At 66.8% G+C, this 19,727-nt stretch carries 22 protein-coding genes; 14 read left to right on the top strand and 8 right to left on the bottom strand.

Annotation, left to right across the window (positions count from 1 at the left end; genetic code table 11):
- Positions 1-297: 297 nt before the first annotated feature.
- From FVP33_RS13795 to FVP33_RS13740, 12 genes are all read left to right on the top strand, one after another.
- Positions 298-1,611, top strand: a complete 1,314-nt coding sequence (locus tag FVP33_RS13795) for a quaternary amine ABC transporter ATP-binding protein (RefSeq protein WP_147784267.1) — start codon at positions 298-300, stop codon at positions 1,609-1,611.
- The gene (locus tag FVP33_RS13790; protein WP_147784266.1) at positions 1,608-2,549 is read left to right on the top strand and encodes an ABC transporter permease; all 942 of its coding nucleotides are present in this window, start codon (positions 1,608-1,610) and stop codon (positions 2,547-2,549) included. Before FVP33_RS13795 ends, FVP33_RS13790 begins: the two co-directional genes overlap by 4 nt.
- Before the next feature lie 41 nt (positions 2,550-2,590).
- A complete protein-coding gene (locus FVP33_RS13785) occupies positions 2,591-3,487 on the top strand; it encodes a glycine betaine ABC transporter substrate-binding protein (protein WP_147784265.1) in 897 nt (298 codons plus the stop codon).
- Between the two features lie 288 nt (positions 3,488-3,775).
- Positions 3,776-4,669 carry a metal ABC transporter solute-binding protein, Zn/Mn family gene (locus FVP33_RS13780; RefSeq protein ID WP_147784264.1) on the top strand — a complete coding sequence of 298 codons (894 nt, stop codon included), beginning with the start codon at positions 3,776-3,778 and terminating at the stop codon, positions 4,667-4,669.
- On the top strand, positions 4,666-5,520 hold the full coding sequence (locus FVP33_RS13775; RefSeq protein ID WP_147784263.1) for a metal ABC transporter ATP-binding protein: 855 nt from the start codon (positions 4,666-4,668) through the stop codon (positions 5,518-5,520). The genes FVP33_RS13780 and FVP33_RS13775 overlap by 4 nt, the downstream gene beginning before the upstream one ends.
- Complete coding sequence (locus FVP33_RS13770) at positions 5,517-6,410, top strand: metal ABC transporter permease (RefSeq protein WP_147784262.1); 894 nt, start codon at positions 5,517-5,519, stop codon at positions 6,408-6,410. The genes FVP33_RS13775 and FVP33_RS13770 overlap by 4 nt, the downstream gene beginning before the upstream one ends.
- Positions 6,411-6,419: 9 nt before the next feature.
- The gene (locus FVP33_RS13765) at positions 6,420-6,824 is read left to right on the top strand and encodes a Fur family transcriptional regulator (protein ID WP_147784261.1); all 405 of its coding nucleotides are present in this window, start codon (positions 6,420-6,422) and stop codon (positions 6,822-6,824) included.
- 176 nt (positions 6,825-7,000) lie between these two features.
- A complete protein-coding gene (gene rpmB, locus FVP33_RS13760) occupies positions 7,001-7,237 on the top strand; it encodes a 50S ribosomal protein L28 (protein WP_147784260.1) in 237 nt (78 codons plus the stop codon).
- Positions 7,237-7,404 carry a 50S ribosomal protein L33 gene (gene rpmG, locus FVP33_RS13755; protein ID WP_022901381.1) on the top strand — a complete coding sequence of 56 codons (168 nt, stop codon included), beginning with the start codon at positions 7,237-7,239 and terminating at the stop codon, positions 7,402-7,404. The genes rpmB and rpmG overlap by 1 nt, the downstream gene beginning before the upstream one ends.
- Before the next feature lie 2 nt (positions 7,405-7,406).
- Positions 7,407-7,712, top strand: a complete 306-nt coding sequence (gene rpsN / locus FVP33_RS13750) for a 30S ribosomal protein S14 (protein WP_147784259.1) — start codon at positions 7,407-7,409, stop codon at positions 7,710-7,712.
- A gap of 115 nt (positions 7,713-7,827) precedes the next feature.
- On the top strand, positions 7,828-8,115 hold the full coding sequence (locus FVP33_RS13745) for an HU family DNA-binding protein (RefSeq protein ID WP_147784258.1): 288 nt from the start codon (positions 7,828-7,830) through the stop codon (positions 8,113-8,115).
- A gap of 254 nt (positions 8,116-8,369) precedes the next feature.
- Entirely contained in the window at positions 8,370-10,331 is a 1,962-nt protein-coding gene (locus FVP33_RS13740) for a bifunctional copper resistance protein CopD/cytochrome c oxidase assembly protein (RefSeq protein ID WP_246142342.1), read from the top strand.
- Positions 10,332-10,338: 7 nt separating this feature from the next.
- Here FVP33_RS13740 and FVP33_RS13735 read toward each other — a convergent pair whose 3' ends face one another.
- The gene (locus tag FVP33_RS13735) at positions 10,339-11,310 is read right to left on the bottom strand and encodes a hypothetical protein (RefSeq protein ID WP_147784257.1); all 972 of its coding nucleotides are present in this window, start codon (positions 11,308-11,310) and stop codon (positions 10,339-10,341) included.
- A gap of 122 nt (positions 11,311-11,432) precedes the next feature.
- On the opposite strand from FVP33_RS13735, the gene FVP33_RS13730 reads away from it, so the two are divergent.
- The gene (locus FVP33_RS13730) at positions 11,433-12,731 is read left to right on the top strand and encodes an ATP-dependent DNA helicase (protein WP_147784256.1); all 1,299 of its coding nucleotides are present in this window, start codon (positions 11,433-11,435) and stop codon (positions 12,729-12,731) included.
- A 157-nt stretch (positions 12,732-12,888) separates the two neighbouring features.
- On the opposite strand, the gene FVP33_RS13725 is transcribed toward FVP33_RS13730, so the two are convergent.
- Together FVP33_RS13725 and FVP33_RS13720 are read right to left on the bottom strand one after the other, a co-directional pair.
- Entirely contained in the window at positions 12,889-13,443 is a 555-nt protein-coding gene (locus FVP33_RS13725) for a hypothetical protein (RefSeq protein ID WP_147784255.1), read from the bottom strand.
- A 50-nt stretch (positions 13,444-13,493) separates the two neighbouring features.
- Entirely contained in the window at positions 13,494-13,904 is a 411-nt protein-coding gene (locus tag FVP33_RS13720; protein WP_147784254.1) for a DUF4383 domain-containing protein, read from the bottom strand.
- Positions 13,905-14,044: 140 nt separating this feature from the next.
- Here FVP33_RS13720 and FVP33_RS13715 point away from each other — a divergent pair, with 140 nt between their 5' ends.
- Complete coding sequence (locus FVP33_RS13715; protein ID WP_147784253.1) at positions 14,045-14,563, top strand: DinB family protein; 519 nt, start codon at positions 14,045-14,047, stop codon at positions 14,561-14,563.
- Between the two features lie 5 nt (positions 14,564-14,568).
- On the opposite strand, the gene FVP33_RS13710 is transcribed toward FVP33_RS13715, so the two are convergent.
- The 5 genes from FVP33_RS13710 to FVP33_RS13690 form a co-directional block, all read right to left on the bottom strand.
- A complete protein-coding gene (locus FVP33_RS13710) occupies positions 14,569-15,456 on the bottom strand; it encodes a carbohydrate ABC transporter permease (protein ID WP_147784252.1) in 888 nt (295 codons plus the stop codon).
- The gene (locus tag FVP33_RS13705) at positions 15,453-16,451 is read right to left on the bottom strand and encodes a carbohydrate ABC transporter permease (RefSeq protein ID WP_147784251.1); all 999 of its coding nucleotides are present in this window, start codon (positions 16,449-16,451) and stop codon (positions 15,453-15,455) included. Before FVP33_RS13705 ends, FVP33_RS13710 begins: the two co-directional genes overlap by 4 nt.
- Positions 16,448-17,854 carry an N-acetylglucosamine/diacetylchitobiose ABC transporter substrate-binding protein gene (ngcE, locus tag FVP33_RS13700; protein WP_147784250.1) on the bottom strand — a complete coding sequence of 469 codons (1,407 nt, stop codon included), beginning with the start codon at positions 17,852-17,854 and terminating at the stop codon, positions 16,448-16,450. The genes FVP33_RS13705 and ngcE overlap by 4 nt, the downstream gene beginning before the upstream one ends.
- A 67-nt stretch (positions 17,855-17,921) precedes the next feature.
- A complete protein-coding gene (locus FVP33_RS13695; RefSeq protein WP_246142341.1) occupies positions 17,922-18,689 on the bottom strand; it encodes a sugar isomerase domain-containing protein in 768 nt (255 codons plus the stop codon).
- Positions 18,690-18,727: 38 nt separating this feature from the next.
- Positions 18,728-19,702: a MurR/RpiR family transcriptional regulator gene (locus tag FVP33_RS13690; protein WP_147784248.1), complete on the bottom strand. Its 975-nt coding sequence runs from the start codon at positions 19,700-19,702 to the stop codon at positions 18,728-18,730.
- Between the last annotated feature and the right edge of the window lie 25 nt (positions 19,703-19,727).

The following is a 19,727-nucleotide window of genomic DNA, read 5'->3' as shown; positions in this document are numbered from 1 at the left end:
CCCCGTGGATGCCGGCCCCAGAACGGTCTTGGAGCCTCCGGTGTTGATAGGCTCGTCCGTGGTCTTCAAGACCCACAGAGCCCAGCCCGCGCTCGTGCCCCCTCTCACGGGGCGTCAACGTATGGTCTGGTGTCGTCGGTGCCGCCCCGTGGCTGCACCAGCGGAAGACTCCGATCGCAGGGCGCAGATTCGCCCAATGCTTGACGGGTGAGTCCTCCCCGCCGCGACGCAGACCCGGACGAGAGTACGAATGCCACCCGCGGCGGTTTCGATCGTTGCGGCGCATGTGGAGAACACGTGTCCGATTCCATCGCCGTCACGGCGCACAACCTATACAAATTCTTCGGGCGCCGCCCTCGGGATGCCGTCCGGCGCCTCGAAAACGGCGAGAGCCGCGATGTCGTGAGCCGAACCGGCACCCCCGCCGTCATCGACGCCTCCTTCGAGGTGAAGAAGGGCGAGATCTTCGTGGTCATGGGGCTGTCCGGCTCCGGCAAGTCCACCCTCATCCGCATGCTCAACGGACTCGTCGAACCGACATCCGGAACCGTCACGATCGACGGCACGGTCATCACCGGGGCCTCGCCGGCCCGGGTGCGCGAGGTGCGCCGTCGCAGCGTGTCGATGGTGTTCCAGCACTTCGCCCTGTTGCCGCACCGCACGGTGCTCGACAATGCGGCGTATTCGCTGGAGATCCAGGGAGTGCCGGCCGCCGAACGGCGCGAACGGGCGCTCGCCGTGGTTCGGCGCGTCGGACTCGACGGCTGGGAAAACAAGCTGCCCGGTGAGCTTTCCGGCGGGATGCAGCAGCGGGTGGGACTCGCCAGGGCCCTCGCGGCCGACACCGACATCCTGCTCATGGACGAGGCCTTCTCGGCCCTCGACCCGCTCATCCGCCGCGAAATGCAGGAGCAGCTCATCGAGCTGCAGGCGGAGTACGACAAGACGATCATCTTCATCACCCACGACCTCAACGAGGCGATGTTCATCGGTGACCGGATCGCGGTGATGCGCGATGGCCGCATCGTGCAGGTGGGAACGCCCGAGGAGATCCTCACCGACCCGGCCACCGACTACGTGGCGCAGTTCGTGAAGGACGTCGACCGGGCGCGGGTGTTGACCGCCGCGAGCGTGATGGAGCCGGTTCGGGCCCTCGTGTCGCTGACCGCCGGGCCGCGGGCGGCGCTGCGCGTCATGCGCGACCTGCAGACCTCCGCCGTGTTCGTGGTCGGCGAGGGCCGTCGGTACCTCGGTGTGGTTCGCGACCGGGACGTCATGCGTCTCGTGCGCAACTCAGACCCCGACCTCTCGTCGGTGATCGAGCGCCCGACGAGCTCCGTCACGGGCGAGACCGCGCTCTCCGAGCTCTTCGAGGCGTCGGTCGAGAGCGCGCTGCCCGTGGCCGTCGTCGACTCCCGCGACCGGTTGCTCGGGGTTATCCCGCGAGTGACCCTCCTCGGGGCCCTCGGCAACGTGTCGACCACCACCGGCGAGATCGACCTGGTCGAGCCGGCCCCCACCATTTCCGTCGAGGTGATCACCCAAACCCTGCTCGCCACGGCGCAGCAGCCGCAGGGTGCTCTCGTGACCGCGAACGAAGGCAGCAAATGAACGGCTTCCGCATACCCGTCGGGGACTGGGCCACGGCCATCGTCGACTTCATCACGGCAACCGGCGGCGGGTTCTTCGACGCCGTCCGAGCGATCTTCGGCGGCTTCTACGACGCCGTCGACTGGGCACTCGCCACTCCGCCGTTCTGGGTGGTCATCCTGTTCTTCGTCGCCCTCTCCGTGTGGGCCAGGGGGTGGATCTTCGGATCGGGCGCCGCGATCGGCCTGGTGCTGATCGCCGGACTCGACCAGTGGGGCAACGCGATGGACACCCTCGCGCTCACCCTCGTCGCGGCGACGATCGCGATCGCCATCAGCATCCCGATCGGCATCTGGGCGGCCCGATCGAACGCGGCCTCGGCCGTGATCAAGCCGGTGCTCGACTTCCTGCAAACGATGCCGGCGTTCGTCTACCTCATTCCCGCGATCATCCTGTTCCGGATCGGCGTCGTGCCGGGGATCGTCGCCACGATCGCGTTCTCGCTCGCGCCGGGGGTGCGGCTCACCGAGCTGGGCATCCGCGGTGTCGACCGGGAGGTCATCGAGGCCGGCCACGCGTTCGGCTCCTCGCCCGGGCGCATCCTTCGGCAGATCCAGTTGCCGCTCGCCAAGCCGACGATCATGGCCGGTGTCAACCAGGTCATCATGCTGTCGCTGTCGATGGTTGTCATCTCCAGCATGGTCGGGGCGGGAGGGCTCGGCGGCGACATCGTCCAGGCCCTCAGCCGCATCGATGTCGGCCTCGGCGCCGAGGCGGGACTGGCCGTCGTGATCCTCGCCATCCTGCTCGACCGCATCACCGCGTCCCTCGGGGCGTCCGGCCAGCGCCTGTGGCCGTTCCGCGCGACGCGTCAGGCGGATTCCGCAGAGGCCGAGTCCGACGCCCCGGATGCCGACCCCTCCGACAGCGACCGGGCCACCGAGCCCGCCAGAGTCTGACCCAATCACCCGGTGCCCGGCACCGGAACGAAAGGAACACCATGAAGAAGAAGAACATCCTCGCGGCAGTCGCCGTCACAGCAGCGGCCCTCGTGGCCATCACGGGGTGCTCGTCGGGCGCCGGCGCGGCCGGACCCTCGAACGGCGACAAGGCCGACCTCACCATCGGAGTGTTCAACGGCTGGCCGGAAGGCGAGGCGGCCTCGTACCTGTGGAAGTCGATCCTCGAGAAGAAGGGCTACTCGGTGAAGCTCAAGTACGCCGATGCCGGTCCGGTCTTCGCCGGCGTGAGCACGGGCGACTACGACCTCGCTCTCGACGGCTGGCTGCCCACCACGCACGCCTCGTACCTCAAGCAGTACGGCGACAAGATCGACGACCTCGGCGCCTGGAACTCCGACGCCAAGCTCACGGTCGCGGTGAACAAGGATGCCCCGATCGACTCGCTCGACCAACTGGCGAAGAACGCCGGCAAGTTCAACAACAAGCTCGTGGGCATCGAGCCGGGCGCCGGCCTCACCAAGGCCGTCACCGACAAGGTGATCCCGGGCTACGGTCTCGGCAAGATGAAGTTCGTCACCTCCTCGACGCCGGCGATGCTCTCCGAGCTGAAGGCGGCGACGAGCAAGGGCGAGAACATCGCGGTCACCCTGTGGCGTCCCCAATGGGCGTACGACGCCTTCCCGATCAAGGACCTCAAGGACCCGAAGGGCACCCTCGGCTCCGCCGAGTCGATCCACTCCCTCGGCAGCACCTCGTTCTCGAAGGACTTCCCCAAGCTGAACGGTTGGGTGAAGGGCTTCAAGCTGGACTCGAAGCGGCTCTTCTCGCTCGAGAACAAGATGTACAACGGCACCGTCGAAGTGAAGGACTACACGCCGATCGTGAAGAAGTGGATCGCCGCGAACCAGGCCTACGTCGATGGACTGACGAAGTAGCCTCCCGTTCGACAGAAGGCCCGGCCCGGGCGCGGATTCCGCACCGGCCGGGCCTTCCTGCTCCCCCGCCGCGTTTCCCGTCCCGCGTTTCCGGCTCGCGTTCCCGGCTCGCGCATCCCGACTCGCGTTTCTCCGGAGGTTTCGCGGCGCGCGGCCGATTTCGGGCGCATTCCGCCCCTGATTTCGCTCGCAGCGGCCAGACCTCCGGAGAAACGCGCCGAACGAGGCCCGGACTGCCCTAGAATTATTGATAACGAATCTCATTAGGCTTAGCTAGAAAGCACCACAATGCGCGCGAAGTTTCTCCTCACGGCGATCGGGGCCGCGATCGCCGTCGTCATTTCCGGATGCTCTGCCCCGTCCCCGACGGCGACGGGCGGACCCGTTCGGGTTGTCGCCTCCACCAACGTCTACGGGGACATCGCGAAGCAGGTCGGCGGCGACCGCGTACGGGTCGACTCGATAATCGACAACCCGGCGCAGGATCCGCACTCCTTCGAGGCCGGCGCCCAGGTGCAGCTCGCCATCTCGAAGGCGAATCTGGTGATCGAGAACGGGGGCGGCTACGACGATTTCGTCGGCACGCTGCTGAAGGGGGCGAACAACGCCGACGCCACTGTCCTCAATGCCACGACGATCTCGGGCTACCACCAGGGCGGGTCGTTCAACGAGCATCTCTGGTACGACTTCCCCACGGTGAAGCGAGTAGTGGCGAAGCTCGTCTCGACCCTCAGCTCCCTCGACCCCGCCGGCGCCGAGACCTTCGCGGCGAACGGCACGACGCTCGACAAGCAGCTCGGAGTGCTCGAGGCCGGCGAGGCGAGCCTCAAGTCCTCGAACCAGGGCGCGGGCGTCGCGATCACCGAACCGGTTCCGCTCTACCTCCTCGAGGCATCCGGACTCAGCAACAAGACTCCGGCCGCCTTCAGCGAGGCGATCGAGCAGGGCACCGACGTTTCGCCCGTCGTGCTGAGGCAGACGCTCGCCTTGTTCACTACCCACGCCGTGAAGCTGCTTGCCTACAATGAGCAGACCAGCAGCGCGGAGACGGAACAGGTTCGCACCGCCGCCAAACGAGCAGGGGTTGCAGTGGTTTCCTTCACCGAGACTCTCCCGAGCGGCACGAGCTATCTTCGCTGGATGACGGGCAACCTCGCCGCCTTGAAGGCCGCCCTCCAGTGAGCGACTCGCCGAACCGGACTCCCCTGACCGACAGCGCCGAGCCCGTGCTGAGGGTGCGCGCGGCGACCCTTGCGTTCGGCGACCGAGAACTGTGGCGCAATCTCAATCTCGACGTGCGACCCGGCGAATTCGTGGCGGTGCTCGGGTCGAACGGAACCGGCAAGACGAGCCTGCTCAAGGCGATCCTCGGGCAGCAGAAGCTCACCGCGGGGTCGATCGACCTGCTCGGCGAGCCGGTCACGAGGGGCAGCCGCCAGATCGGCTACATCCCACAGCAGAAGATGCTCGAGCAGGGTACCCCGCTGCGGGCACGGGACCTCGTGGCGTTCGGCATTAACGGCCACCGGTGGGGCCTCCCCGTCTCCTCCCGGGCGGTGCGCCGGCGGGTGGATGAGGTGCTCGAGTCGGTGGGCGCGACCGCGTACGCCACCGTTCCGGTGGCGACGCTGTCCGGCGGCGAGCAGCAGCGCATCCGGGTCGGCCAGGCGATCGCCGGCAGCCCACGGCTGTTGCTCTGCGACGAGCCACTGCTCTCCCTCGACCTCAATCACCAGCGCCAGGTCAGCGAGCTCATCGATGAGCAGCGTCGCGCGACGAACGCCGCCGTCGTCTTCGTCACCCACGATGTCAACCCGATTCTCGGCATGGTCGACCGGGTGCTCTATCTGGCTGGTGGCCGCTTCCGCATCGGCACGCCGGATGAGGTGCTGCGCTCCGAGGTGCTCTCCGCCATGTACGGCACCCCGGTCGAGGTGATCCGCAGTCGCGGTCGCATCATCGTGATGGGCGCGCCCGAGGGCTACGGCGCGCACGACCACCTGGAACACCACGTGACGGGAGCGCAGCCGTGATCCTCGCCGACAACCAGGACCTCTGGCACCAGATCTTCGGCTTCGACAACTACGGCGAGTTGCTCGCGCTGGTCAAGAACTCCATCATCGCCGGAGCGATCCTCGGGCTGGTCGGCGGCCTGATCGGGCCGTTCGTGATGACCAGGGACCTCGCCTTCGCGGTGCACGGCATCAGCGAGTTGAGTTTCGCCGGAGCATCCGCCGCGCTTCTGCTCGGGGTGAATGTGGTCGCCGGGTCGATCGCAGGTTCGCTTCTCGCGGCCCTGCTGATCGGGGTCCTCGGCTCGAGGGCGCGAGAGCGAAATTCGATCATCGCGGTGCTCATGCCGTTCGGCCTCGGCCTCGGCATCCTGTTCCTCGCCCTCTATAAGGGTCGAAGCGCCAACAAGTTCGGTCTTCTCACCGGGCAGATCGTGTCGGTGGACAACCCACAGCTCCTGCTGCTCGTGGTGATCTCGGTCGCGGTGGTCATCGGACTGTTCGTGATGTGGCGCCCGCTGAGCTTCGCGAGTGTGGACGAGGATGTGGCGCGCGCCAAGGGCCTGCCGGTCACGACGATCTCGATCGCGTTCATGGTGCTTCTCGGTCTCGCCACCGCCGTGTCGATCCAGATCGTCGGTGCACTGCTCGTGCTTTCCCTGCTGGTGACGCCGGCGGCGGCCGCGATGCGGGTGACGGCCTCGCCCCTGTTCACTCCGCTGCTGAGCGTGGCCTTTGCGGTGACCTCCGTGGTGGGCGGAATCCTGCTCGCGATCGGCGGTGGACTGCCGATCAGCCCGTACGTCACGACGATCTCGTTCCTTATCTATGTGGTGTGCCGAGTGATCGGTGCCGCGCGCGACCGCCGCGGCAACAAGGGGCGACTGCCCGCCGCCACCGTCAAAAGTTAGGATCGTTGCATGAAGCGCAACACCTGGCAGCGCGAGGCGGTCCGGCAGGCGCTGGGCGACAACGAGGGCTTCGTGAGCGCGCAGAGCCTGCACTCCTCGCTGCGCGTGGCCGGTTCACCGATCGGCCTGGCCACCGTTTATCGTGCGCTCGCCGATCTCGCGGTGGAGGGCGAGGCCGACTCGCTCCAGTCGATCGACGGCGAGAGCCTGTACCGGGCCTGCACCCCCGGCCAGCACCACCACCACCTGATCTGCCGAAACTGCGGACTCACCGTCGAAATCGAGGCGGATGCCGTCGAGCGCTGGGCGAAGTCGGTGGCCGCCGAACACGGCTTCACCCAACCGAATCACGTTGTCGACGTCTTCGGACTCTGCGCCGCGTGTTCCGTTGCCGCCGATCCGTCGCGCCCCTGACCGGCCTCGGATTGCTTTGTCGGCAGCGAATCCGTAGTATTGGACGCTGCTGGGCGTGATCTGCGCTGCAGCCTGTACGCAAACCCACCAACCGCAACAATCCGGTGGGCTGTGCGTGCCGACAAGAGACCTTGGGTAGAGGCAGTTCGTCTCTACGGTATTGATGGAGGACAACCATGGCAGCAACCTGCCAGGTGACCGGAGCCATTCCCGGCTTCGGACACAACATTTCCCACTCGCACCGTCGCACCAAGCGACGCTTCGACCCGAACGTGCAGAAGAAGACGTACTACGTTCCTTCCCTGCGCCGTAACGTCACGCTCACGCTGAGCGCAAAGGGCATCAAGGTCATCGATGCTCGCGGTATCGAATCTGTGGTCAAGGACATCCTGGCTCGTGGGGTGAAGATCTAATGGCTAAGCAGCAGGACGTTCGTCCGATTATCAAGCTCCGCTCGACGGCTGGCACCGGTTACACCTACGTGACCAAGAAAAACCGTCGCAACGACCCAGACCGTCTGGTGCTCAAGAAGTACGACCCCATCGTGCGCAAGCACGTCGAATTCCGCGAGGAGCGCTAAACATGGCCAAGAAGAGCAAGATTGCTGCCAATGAGCAGCGCAAAATCGTGGTCGCGCGCTACGCGACCAAGCGACTCGAGCTGAAGAAGGCGCTCGTCGACCCCACCTCTACCGATGCTGAGCGCGAAGCCGCTCGCCTCGGCCTGCAGAAGCTTCCACGCAACGCATCACCGGTGCGCGTGCGTGGTCGTGACGCCATCGATGGTCGTCCGCGTGGGTTCCTCAGCCAGTTCGGTGTGTCACGTGTTCGATTCCGCGATATGGCTCACCGGGGCGAGTTGCCCGGAATTACCAAGTCAAGCTGGTAAATTACAGGCGGTTACAGGGTTAGCCCTGCCAATCGCTAACTAATCCGACCAACAGAACTGTTCTCTTGAGCAGGAATGTTTGTTCTGCAAAGCACAACGTCCGAGGAGGACTTCAATGGCTGACAAGTCACTAAACCGTACCGAGCTCGTCGCGGCAGTTGCCGCTGAGTCTGGCCAGAGCCAGGCTGCAGTGAACGGCGTCCTTGACGCACTGTTCTCCACTCTCGCCACGTCCGTCGGCGAAGGCACGAAGGTCACGATCCCGGGCTGGCTCGCGGTCGAGCGCACTCACCGTGAGGCTCGCGCCGGTCGCAACCCGTCCACGGGTGAAGCGATCCAGATCGCGGCTGGTTACGGCGTGAAGGTCAGCGCCGGCAGCAAGCTCAAGGCGGCAGCGAAGTAGTTCGCTTTCGTCACGAAGGGGATGCCGACCGTCAGGTCGGCATCCCCTTCGTCGTTAAGGCTCGTGGGGGTCGTGGATTGTGCGCCCAGCCCGCTCGACCATGTCTGAATGGTCTGGATGCCGTGCCAAGGCTCGTGGGGGTCGTGGATTGTGCGCCCAGCCCGCTCGACCATGCCTGAATGGTCTGGATGCCGTGCCAAGGCTCGTGGGGGTCGTGGATTGTGCGCCCAACCCGCTCGAATAGGCTGGATGCCGTGCCAAGGCTCGTGAGGATCGCCGGGCCAGCCCTGTTGCTGGTCGTCGCGTTCCTGTCCCTGCTGGCCGCCCTGCAGTTCGGCGGAGCGGCGGATGCCCCGGCCGTCTTCGACCCCGGTGCGTTCGTGCGCTACGGCCTGCCGGTTGCCACCCTGCTCGGCAACCTGGCTGCCGCCGCCACGATCGGCGCCCTCGTGCTGGTCTGCTTCGCGCTGAGCGACAGCGAGCCGGAGTTCGGCAGGACCATCGACATCGCCGCGGCCGCCGCCGGGTTCTGGACGGTCACCTCCGGGGTGACCGGCTTCCTCACCTTCATGAGCTTCGACTACGAGCCGGTGACCCTCGACTCGCAGTACGGAGCCAAGCTCGGCCAGTTCCTCACCGGCACCGAACTCGGCCAGGCGTGGCTCGCCACGACCCTCGTCGCCGCGGCGGTGACCGTGCTCTGCTTCGCCGTGCGCAACCACACGGCAATTCTCTTCGTCACCCTCTTCGCCGGCGTCGGCCTGGTGCCGACGGCGCTGCAGGGCCACTCGGCGGATGCGGCCGGGCACGACGCGGCAACGACATCCCTCGGACTGCACCTCGTCTTCGCTGCCGTGTGGCTGGGCGGACTGCTCACCATCGTGCTCATCCGCCCCACTCTCGAGCGCGGGCGCCTCGGCCCCGTGCTCTCCCGCTACTCGACCCTCGCCGTGATCTGCTTCATCGTGGTGGCACTGTCCGGCTACGTGAACGCGGCGCTGCGGGTGGGAACCCTCGCCGCGCTCCTCACGCCCTACGGCATCCTCGTGCTGGTCAAGGTGTTCGCCCTGGGTTCCCTCGGGCTGTTCGGCCTCGTGCAGCGTCGGTTCCTGGTGGCGAGGATGCAGCGGGCCGAGAACCGCGGAAGTCGCTTCTTCTGGTGGCTGGTGGCGGCCGAGCTCGGTTTCATGGGCCTCGCGACCGGAGTGGCGGCCGCGCTCGCCAAGACCAGGACTCCGGTGTCCCAGGCGGCGGTCACCACGACGCCCGCCTACATCCTCACCGGTGAACCGCTGCCGCCGGAGCTCACCTTCGCCCGCTACTTCACCGTCTGGCGCTTCGATCTGCTCTGGCTGCTCGTGGTGGCCTTCCTGGCCTTCTTCTACCTCGCCGGGGTGTGGCGGCTGCACAGGCGTGGCGACCGTTGGCCGTGGTACCGCACAGTGCTCTGGCTCGGAGGACTCGCGCTGCTGTTCTACGTGACCAACGGCGGCGTCAACGCCTACGAGAAGTACCTCTTCAGCGCGCACATGCTCGGGCACATGCTGCTCGGCATGATGATTCCGGTGCTGCTCGCCCCGGCCGCGCCGATCACCCTCGCCCTGCGGTCCATCGCGAAGCGCACGGACGGCAGTCGGGGCGCCCGGGAGTGGATCATGCTCTTCGTGCACTCGCGGGCGAGCGTCGTGCTGACGAATCCGATCGTGGCGGCGGTGCTCTTCGCCGGTTCGCTCTGGGCCTTCTACTACACACCGCTGTTCAGCTGGGCCACGACCGACCACATCGGCCACACCTGGATGATCGTGCACTTCCTCGTCACCGGCTATCTCTTCGTGCAGTCGATGATCGGCGTCGACCCGGTGCCGAGGCGAGCCTCCTACCCGCTGCGCCTGCTCATCCTGCTCGCCACGATGGCCTTCCACGCCTTCTTCGGCCTGTCGCTGATGACCGGAACCGGTCTGCTCCTGGCCGACTGGTACGGCGCGATGGGCCGACTGTGGGGCCAGAGCGCCATCATGGATCAGCAGACGGGCGGCGGCATCGCCTGGAGCGTGGGCGAGATCCCCACGATCATCCTCGCCATCACGGTCGCCGTGATGTGGAGCCGCAGCGACGAGCGCGACGCGCGGCGCCTCGACCGCAAGGCCGAGCGCGACGGCGACGCCGACCTCGCCGAGTACAACGAGATGCTCGCGGCCCGAGCCCGGCGCGGCTAGCTCCGACTCAGTACTCCGCGGTGATGAGCAGGCCGCCGCCGGGCTGCAGGGTCACGAGGTAGCTCACGGTGAACGGCACGTCCTCGTCGAGGGTGGAGAGGCGCCCGTCGAAGATCGACCTGACCGCCACCGTGAGGTGGGCGATGCCCGTCGTCTCGGGAACGACCCAGGTGTGGGCGGCCGTGCCGGGAACGACAGTCACCCGCGGGCTCTTCACCATCGACCAGCGGGGGGCATCCTGGATGCGGTCGTCGATCTGCTTGCCCATCGGGCAACCGGTGGGCAGCAACACCCGCTGGGTGACGCAGGAGGCGAGGCTGGCGTCGAGCTCCTTCTGCACCTGTGCCACGAAGGCGCGGTTCGCCTGGATGTCCACCTTCGCCGCGACGGTGCTTGCCGGGGCGCTCACGAGCACCCGCGTGGTCGGGGCGGCGAGGAAGGTCGAGCGGTGGTCGAGCGCGATGGAGGCCGGGGTCAGCACGAGGTAGTCGCTCGGCTTGTTCGAACCGCCCGGCGCCACCAGCTTCAGACCATTGGCCGAGAACGAGTCGTCGTGCAGGGGGGTGACCGAGAGCACGCTGAGCGGACTCTCGGCGAATCGCCAGGCCGAGAACAGCCCCAGCCGCGCGCCCACGTGCTCCACCACGAAGGAGGTCTTCGCGGTGCTGCTCCCGAAGCTGTAGCGGTACGCGACAGTGTGCCGGCCGTCCCCCTCGTCGGCGTCGCTCACCAGGCGGATGTCCGCGAGGTCGCCGAGCGCCCCCGGCGTGAGCAGGGCGGTCGAGATCGCCGTCGACCGGGCGACACCGGGAGTGGCGAGCGCTGCGTCGACGTCTTTGCGGGCGAGGGAGTGGAGATAGGAGTTCACGAACCCGCTCGCGCTGTAGACCGTGAGATTGAGCGTGACGACGGTGCCGATGAACGCCGCGACGAGGAGCGAGAAGACCACGAGCCACTTCGTGAGCACTCTGCGGTCCATCCCCACATCCTAAGCTCGCGGGTTCGGCGCGATTCCGTGCACACGGGGCCGGTCCCGGCCGACTCGGTGCCGCACGCGGGTAGATTGGTGGGGGTGTTCGGCGAACAATCGGAGGGTTCTGCATGAGTGGCTTCGCCCTCTCCGCCGAGCAGGCGGCGGTGTTCGAGACGATCGAGGGCACGCGTGAGAGCATCTTCGTCACCGGCCGGGCCGGCACGGGAAAGTCGACGCTGCTCAACCACCTGGCCTGGAACACCGACAAGCAGGTGGTGATCTGCGCCCCGACGGGTGTCGCCGCCCTCAACGTGGGCGGCCAGACCATCCACTCCCTCTTCCGCCTGCCGATCGGGGTCATAGCCGACCACGACATCGACCAGAGCGCCGACCTGCGCAAGTTGCTCAACACCATCGACACGCTCGTGATCGACGAGGTCTCGATGGTGAACGCCGATCTCGTGGACGCCATCGACCGCAGCCTGCGGCAGGCCAGGCAGAAGCCGTTCGACGCCTTCGGCGGCGTGCAGGTGGTGCTCTTCGGCGACCCGTACCAGCTCGCACCGGTGCCCGGCGATGCCGACGAGCGCGCGTACTTCGCCGACCAGTACCGGTCGATGTGGTTCTTCGACGCCAAGGTGTGGGAGCAGACCGACCTGCGCATCTTCGAGCTGAACACCATCCACCGCCAGCACGAGGCCGAGTTCAAACACATGCTCAACGCCGTGCGGCACGGACAGGTGACGGCCGAGATCGCGGCCAGGCTCAACGAGACGGGTGCCCGCCCTGCCCCCACCGACGGCACGATCACTCTCGCGACCCGCAACGACACCGTCAACCGCATCAATGCGGCCGAGCTCGCCCGCCTCCCGGGGCGGGTGCTCACCGCCAAGGCGGAGATCACCGGCGAGTTCGGCGGCCGGGCCTTTCCCGCCGACGAGGCCCTGCAGCTCAAGGTCGGGGCGCGGGTGATGTTCCTGCGCAACGACGCGAGCACGGACGGCGGCCAGCGCTGGGTGAACGGCACCGTCGGCACGGTCACCCGAATCGCCTCGACGGTCTTCGTGGAGGTGGACGGCGAGGTCCACGAGGTGCAGCCGGCCATCTGGGAGAAGTTCAAGTACACCTACTCGCCCAACACCAAGCAGCTGCGCAAGGACATCGTGGCCGAGTTCCAGCAGTTTCCGCTGCGGCTCGCGTGGGCGGTCACCATCCACAAGTCCCAGGGCAAGACCTACGACCGCGCCATCGTGGACCTCGGATCGGGCACCTTCAGCGCGGGCCAGACCTATGTGGCGCTGAGTCGGCTCACCGAGCTCGACGGGCTGTACCTGAGCCGCCCCCTGCGTCCGAGCGACATCCGGGTCGACCGGGATGTGGAGCGGTTCATGAGCCGCGCGGCGACGATCCCCGCCATCGACGCGTAGCCTCCCGCCGCTCTGCTCCCCGCCCGACTGCTCCGCCGCCCGCGGCGTTGCCGTGCCCGTGTGTCGTGAGGGGGCCCGGGCGACCGGGCACGGCCGCGACGAAGGAGCACAATCGCGGGGCGGGATGGGGTGCCGCGAAAGGTGACAGGCGGGGAATCTAGTGGCGGCCCATCCCGGGCATGTCCATCATTCCGCCCATGGTGCCGCCGTGCTCGAGGGCGACGGTGCCGGCCTGGGTCGCGGCGAGGGCGGGGGTCGTGAGCGCCCCGACGAGGACGCCGGCGGCGAGAACGGCGCAGAGGTAGCGAACGGCGCTGGCCGGGGCCCGCGTCGACGCCGGGCGGCCGGGCTCGGCGAGTCGGCGGAAGGTCGCGCTGAGAACGGTTCCGATGAAAATCTCGAAGACGGCCGCGATGGCCATCGGCAGGAAGCGGAGTGGAGCCGCGACGGCCGGGGCGCCGAGCAGCGTGGCGGCGACCACCAGCAGCGCCCAAAGCATGAGCGGGGCGATCGCGCCGGCCTGGGCCAGACGGGGGACGACCATCCGGTCCGTGACCAGGATGACGATTCCCCAGGCGATCTCGCCGAGGCCGAGCGCGAGGAGTAGTGCACCGAAGACAAGGGGGGAGCCGATGACCACGGCCAGGTGAATGACCCCGGCTCCGACGGCCGCGAAGGCGAGCCAGGAGCGGATGATCAAGGTCGTGGTCATGGCGGCTCTCCCCGTGTCGAACGGTTGGTGGTGACGTGGTGCGGGTAGGACTACGCGTGGGCGGTTGCGCGCACGTTCTTGTCGGCGCCGAGGCCGACGCCGAGCAGCACGATCGCGCTCGCGAAGTGCAGCACGTTGTCTGCGCCGTTGATGGCGAGGATGTTCGCCGCCGAGTTGAGGATGAACAGCCCGACGATCCCGAGCAGCAGGTATGCGGCGCCGACGACCGAGTTGACGGTCTTGGCGGCGCGGACGTTGGAGAGCCCGGCGATCAGAAGAGCGGCGCCGATCAGGAGATGGGCGACATTGTGGAAGATGTTCACCTCGAACAGGCCGAGCAGAAGTCCGCCCTTGGTGGCGAAGAAGCCGACACCGGCGGTAGCTGTGAAGCCCAACAGGCCAACGAGAAGATAAACCGCGCCGAAAACAGTAGCCAGCAAACGGTTTGGGGACTTGGTCATGATATTCCTCCTAAACACAGCCCGACGATCGTCGCGCATGTTAACCGTTCGTACCCATGGGCCAACTGGATTGGTGCACGTCGGCAATGTTGGCGCGATATCTACGGCGTCCTGTCGTGCCGGTGGCCCACGATGGAGTCATGCCGATAATTCCCGATACGAAGAACTGGACCTGGGTGCTCGAGAGGCCGTGCGAGGAGTGCGGCTTCGATGCGTCGACCCTCTCGGAGCACGACGTGGCCGATCTCATCCTGGCCAATGCCTCGCGCTGGCCCGCCGTGCTCGAGCGAGACGACGTGCGCGTTCGCCCGGACGAGAGCACCTGGTCGGCCCTCGAGTACGCGGCGCACGTGCGCGACGTCTTCCGCATCTTCGACGGCCGGCTGCGCCTCATGCTCGAGCAGGACGACCCGGTCTATCCCAACTGGGACCAGGACGAGACCGCGGTGGTCGAGCGCTACGGCGAACAGGATCCGCGGGTGGTGGGTGAGGAGCTCGCCGCGGCGGCGGCGACCCTCGCGGCGACCCTCGACGGCATCCCGGATGACGCCTGGGGTCGGCCCGGACGGCGGGGCGACGGCGCGAATTTCACCATCGCCACCCTCGCGCGCTACCTCGCGCACGACCCCCAGCACCACCTGTGGGACGTGAGCGGGTAGGAGCCCTACTTGCTCGTGCCCTGCGAGACGGAACCCTGCAGCTGGCGCTGGAAGATCAGGTAGACGATGAACACGGGAACGATCGTCATCACCGCGCCCGCGAACAGCTGGCCGAAGTCCACCGAGTAGCCCGCCTGCGAGGCGAAGGACGCCATGCCCTGGGTGAGCACGTAGTTCTTCGGATCGGTGTTCAACGCCACGGGGAGAAGGAACTGGTTCCACAGCCCGACGAAGTTGAGGATGGCGACCGTGGCGAGCCCGGGCCGAGCCATCGGCAGCATCACCTGGAAGAACGTGCGCCACTCGCCCGCGCCATCCAGGGCCGCTGCCTCGGCTATCGAGTTGGGCAGTGCCTTGAAGAACGAGAAGAGGAAGAACACGGTGAACGGCAGGGCGAACGCCGCGTAGGTGAGGATCAGCCCGGGCAGCGTGTTGAGCAGTCCGATGCTCTTCAACACGAAGAACAGCGGCACGATCGCGAGGAAGATCGGAAAGGTGAGGCCGGCGAGCATCAGGTAGTAGATCGCCCGGTTGCCCGGAAACTGGAAGCGGGCGAGCACATAGGCGCACATCGCCCCGAAGAGCATCGTGACGGCCAGCGCGCCGAACACCACGATCACCGTGTTCAACAGGAAGCTGCCGATTCCGGCGGTGGTCCAGGCGCCCACGTAGTTGACGAAGCTCCAGCTCGACGGCAGTGAGAACGGCGAGGCGAAGATCTCCTTGCTCGTCTTGAATGACGACATGACCGTCCAGAGCAGCGGGAGCACCACGATGATGGACCAGATGGTGAGGATGGTGTGCGAGAGGCCGCCGACGATCCGGTCGCTCGTGGTCGACTCGGACTTGCGGGTGAAGGAGCGAGAGGGGATCTCGGCCTTGATGGCGGTCATTCCGCTACCTCGTTGGTTCCACCGGTGAGCCGGTTGACGATGAAGACGATGCCGGCGAAGACCAGGGTGATGACCGCCAGGACGACGCCCATCGCGCAGGCCAGTCCGAACTGGCCCTTGGTGAAGGCCGTCGTGAACAGCTGCTGTGCCATGACGAGCGTCGAGTTGTTCGGCCCACCGCCCGGGTTGAGCGCCGACATGTAGACGAAGGCGTCGAGGGCGAGGATGCCCATGTAGATGTAGGCGGTCTGGATGTTGTCGCGGATGAGCGGGATGGTGATGGTGAGCGCCGTGCGGAACCGGCCGGCGCCGTCGATGCGCGCCGCCTCGAAGATCTCGGCCGGGATTCCCTTAATGGCCGCGACGAAAAGCACCATGTAGAAGCCGACGAGACCCCAGACGATCACGAAGATCGTCGCGATCATGGCGGTGCGCTGCTCGCCCAGCCAGGCGAAGGACTGGAACTGCTCGAATCCGAGGCCGGTCAGGATTCCGTTCAGCAGGCCGGCGCTCGGGTCGTAGACCCGTCCCCAGATGATTCCGATCACGATGGCCGGGATCACATAGGGGAAGAAGGAGACGACGCGGTAGATGCTCGAGTTGCGCAGCCCCCGCACCGGTCCGTGACTGGGTCCGCCGACGGTCACGAGGGAGGCGAGCACGAGGCTCAACACCACCGTGATGATCGGCAGCACGATCACGAGGAGCAGGCTGTTGCCCACCGCCTTCATGAAGATGTCGTCGGAGAACAGCTTGAAGTAGTTGGAGAGGCCGGTGAAGTTCATGCCGGGAGTGAATCCCGACCAATCGGTGAGCGAGTAGTAGAAGGCCTGGATGAACGGCCACACCACGAAGAGGATGTAGCCGAGCACAGGAATGACGAGGAACACGACCATGAAGCTGATCTTGTCGAAGGTCAGGTCACGCCGGCTCCAGCGCCGGCCGGCAGAGACTCTGCCGGCCGGGGCTGCAGTGGGAGGAACGACAGCGGTCATGTGACCGTGACCTTCTTCACCGAGCTGTCGTTGCGCACCTTGTCGCTGATGGACTGCAGGCCGGAGGTGAGCTGCGCCACCGACGAGTCGCCCTGCAGGAACGTGTTCCACACCACCAGCTGGTCGGTGTTGAGCCCGTAGAGGTCCACGAAGTTCCAGGAGAAGACGTCGCTGCCTGCGCCCTCGAGCAGCTTCACCTGCGAGACGAGAGCGGTCGAGCCGAAACCGTCCGCCGGGATGGTGCCCTTGACGATGGTCGAGGAGAACGTCGTCTTGGCGAAGTTGACCGCGGCGTCGTGGGAGAGCATCGCGCGCAGGAACTCCTTGCCGCCGGCCACGTTCTTGCCCTGGGACGGAACTATGTAGCCCTCACCGGCCGTGGAGTGCAGAGCCTTCTGCGGGAGCTTGGACCCGGTGGTGACGGTGAGTTCCGGTGCCCCGGTCATCTTGAAGCCCGCCTTGGTCTGGGTCTTCATCTCGTTCTCGATCCAACCGCCCGACGGGTACAGGATGAACTTCTCGTCATTGCTCCACTGGGCCTGGGCCGCGGTGAACTGGGTCCCGGCGCCACCGGGCTGCATGTAGCCGGCGTCGATGATCTTCTTGAGTCCCGTGAAGACATCCTGAATCGGCTTGAGGGACCAGCAACCCTCCTTCAGGTTCTCGAGGGCGAGGCGCACCTCGTCTCCGCCCTCCTTGATCGCGGAGCCGATGGCCATCGTCTGGTAGTAGGTGGCCGCCTCCTTGCCCCAGCCGAACAGGTACTTGCCCTGGGCCTTGGCCTTCGCGCCGAGGGCGAGGGCCTCGTCGTAGGTGGTGGGGACGGTCCAGCCATTGGTCTCGAACAGCGACGCGGAGTACCACATGGCGTAGACGGTGAGCACGTAGTTGAGCTGCACGAACTTGCCGTCGAAGGTGCCCGGCTCGATAACTCCGGCGTACAGCGTGTCCTTGATGACCTTGCCCTCGAGGTTCTTCGCCTCGATCACCGGGGTGAGGTCCTCGAGCTGGGCGCGGATGGTGTTGATGCCGATGAGGTTGGCACCGCTGTTGTCGATGACGTCCGGCGGGTTGCCGCCGACGAATCGAGGCTGCAGCGTCTGCGCGATGTTGGTGGCCGCCGTCACCTTGACGGTGGAGCCGACCTGGGTCTTCTCCACGATCTTGCCGGCGAAGGTGGCGTAGTCGATGCCATAGCCGCCCTTGAAGATGACGGCGTCGACGGTGGACTTGGCGGCCATGCCGAACGGGTTCTTCGCCGAGACGGTGCCGCCCGGTGCGGTCGTGGACCCTCCTCCGCCCACGCACGAGGCGAGCATTCCGGTGGCGGGGATGAACACGGCGGCCAGGAGTGCGCCGCGGAGGAACTGGCGTCGCTGGAGTGGCTTCTCTGTGATCGACATTTTGTACTACCTTCCATTCTTGATGTGGCGGGTATTCGGTGTGAGGGTGCGGCGCGTGTGGTCTGGGTCAGGCGAAGCGAGTGATGTTGTACTGCAGCTCGAGCGCCTTGTTGTGTTCGTCTCCACCCGGGATGTTCGCCGAGATGTAGAGCGGAGGCGTCGTTCCGTGCTCCGCGATCAACCGGGCAGTTCCGATGGTCAGGAGCTGGGCGATGTAGGCGGCGGTGATGGACGACACCGCCCCGACCGGGATGCCGCCGGCGAGCTCGAGCGTCGCATCGCCGAACGGCGCGAGGTTGTCGATCACGACATCCGCCACGTCGCGCAGCCGCTTGCCGCTCGGGTGCTTGGGCTCGACCCGCATGGTGTGGTCGAGGCTCGTGACCGCGACCACCGGATGACCGTGCTCCTTCGCCTCGAGGGCCAGCCCCACAATGGACCCGTTCACCCCCGAGTTCGAGGCGATGACGAAGACATCGTCCGGTCCCGCGCCCGCGATCGCGTACAGCCGCTCGGCGATGTCTGGGTTTCGCTCGAGCGCCGAGCCGGCGAGGGCGCCCGGCTCGATGTCGCCGTGCAGCACGACATCCCGCAGCGCGATCTTCTTGGTGGGGATCAGTCCCCCGGCGCGGCCGGCGATCTCCATGGCGAAGGCCTCGGAGTGTCCGGTGCCGAAGGCCTGGATCACCCCGCCGCGCTCGATCGCCGATGCGAAGAGGGCGATGGCTGCGTCGAGACCCCCGGCCTCGGCGCTCGCCGCCAGGGCCTCGATCCTCGACTGCACCTCGCGGCGGTACTGCCGGTCCAGGTCGGTCTGGGTGACGGTGTCTGACACTGCGGCTCCTTCGTTGGTTCCGGTGTTCATGGGGGCGTTCAGTCGATCGACTGCTGGGGTTCGCGGGCCTGGCGCATGCTGGCCGGGGATCGCCGCGGCCGCCGGTGGGTGGCCACGGCGAGGGCGGACGCCGCGAGGTTGTTGGTGGTGCGGTCGAAGTTCTCCTGGGCGGTGAGCAGGTAGAGCAGATCGAGAACCAGCAACTGCCCGTGCTTGGCGGAGAGGTCGTCCGGCTGCAGGAACTGTTCGTGCACCGAGGTCACGATGGTCACATTCGCGTTCTCGGCGAGGGGCGAGGTCGGGTTGTTGCTGATGGCCACCGTGAGGGCGCCGGCCCGGCCGGCCTCCCGGAGCATCTGAATGGTCTCCTCGGTGCGCCCGGAGTTCGAGATGCCGATGGCGACCGATCCGGAGTCCTGGATGGCGGCACTCGTGAGCCCCGCGTGCACCTCGGACCAGACGTGGGTGTTCACCCCGATGCGGTAGAGCCGCGCCTGCATCTCCTCGGCGAGGAAGGCGCTGCCGCCCACGCCGTAGATGTCGACGTGGCGGCTCGTGGCGATGCGCTTGGCAAGAATTTTCATCTGCGGGAGGTCGATCGCGGAGGCGGTCTCGCGCAGCGTGCGCGAGTGGGCGTTGATGAGCGTGCTGAGGACATCGCCGGCCGAGTCGTGCGGGCCGAACGCCCGGCCGATGTCGGTCTTCCACGAGGTGCGGGCCGTGCTGCGGCCGAAGTCGGTCGCGATGCTCACCTTCAAGGGCGCATAGCCGGTGTAGCCGATCAGGCGGCAGAAACGGGTGACCGTGGCGGCGGAGGCCCCCGCCTGCTTCGCCAACTCGCCGATCGAGAGCTTCAACGGCGCCTGGGGATACTCGAGCAGGTAGTCGGCGATCTTCGCCATCGCGCCGGACATCTCGGGGCGCCGCAGAAGGATGCGGTTCGCCACTCCGGCCGCGTGCTCGCCGTCGACGATGACGGCGGACGTTTGCTCGATGGTAATCACAACCTCCATATGGCTAACTTCTGGAAAATTATTC

The organism is Lacisediminihabitans profunda (genome assembly GCF_008040105.1).
In the GTDB taxonomy this organism is placed as follows: Bacteria; Actinomycetota; Actinomycetes; order Actinomycetales; family Microbacteriaceae; genus Lacisediminihabitans; species Lacisediminihabitans profunda.
Note: the sequence above shows the minus strand (reverse complement) of the source record. Positions and strands in the feature narration are given on the sequence as shown.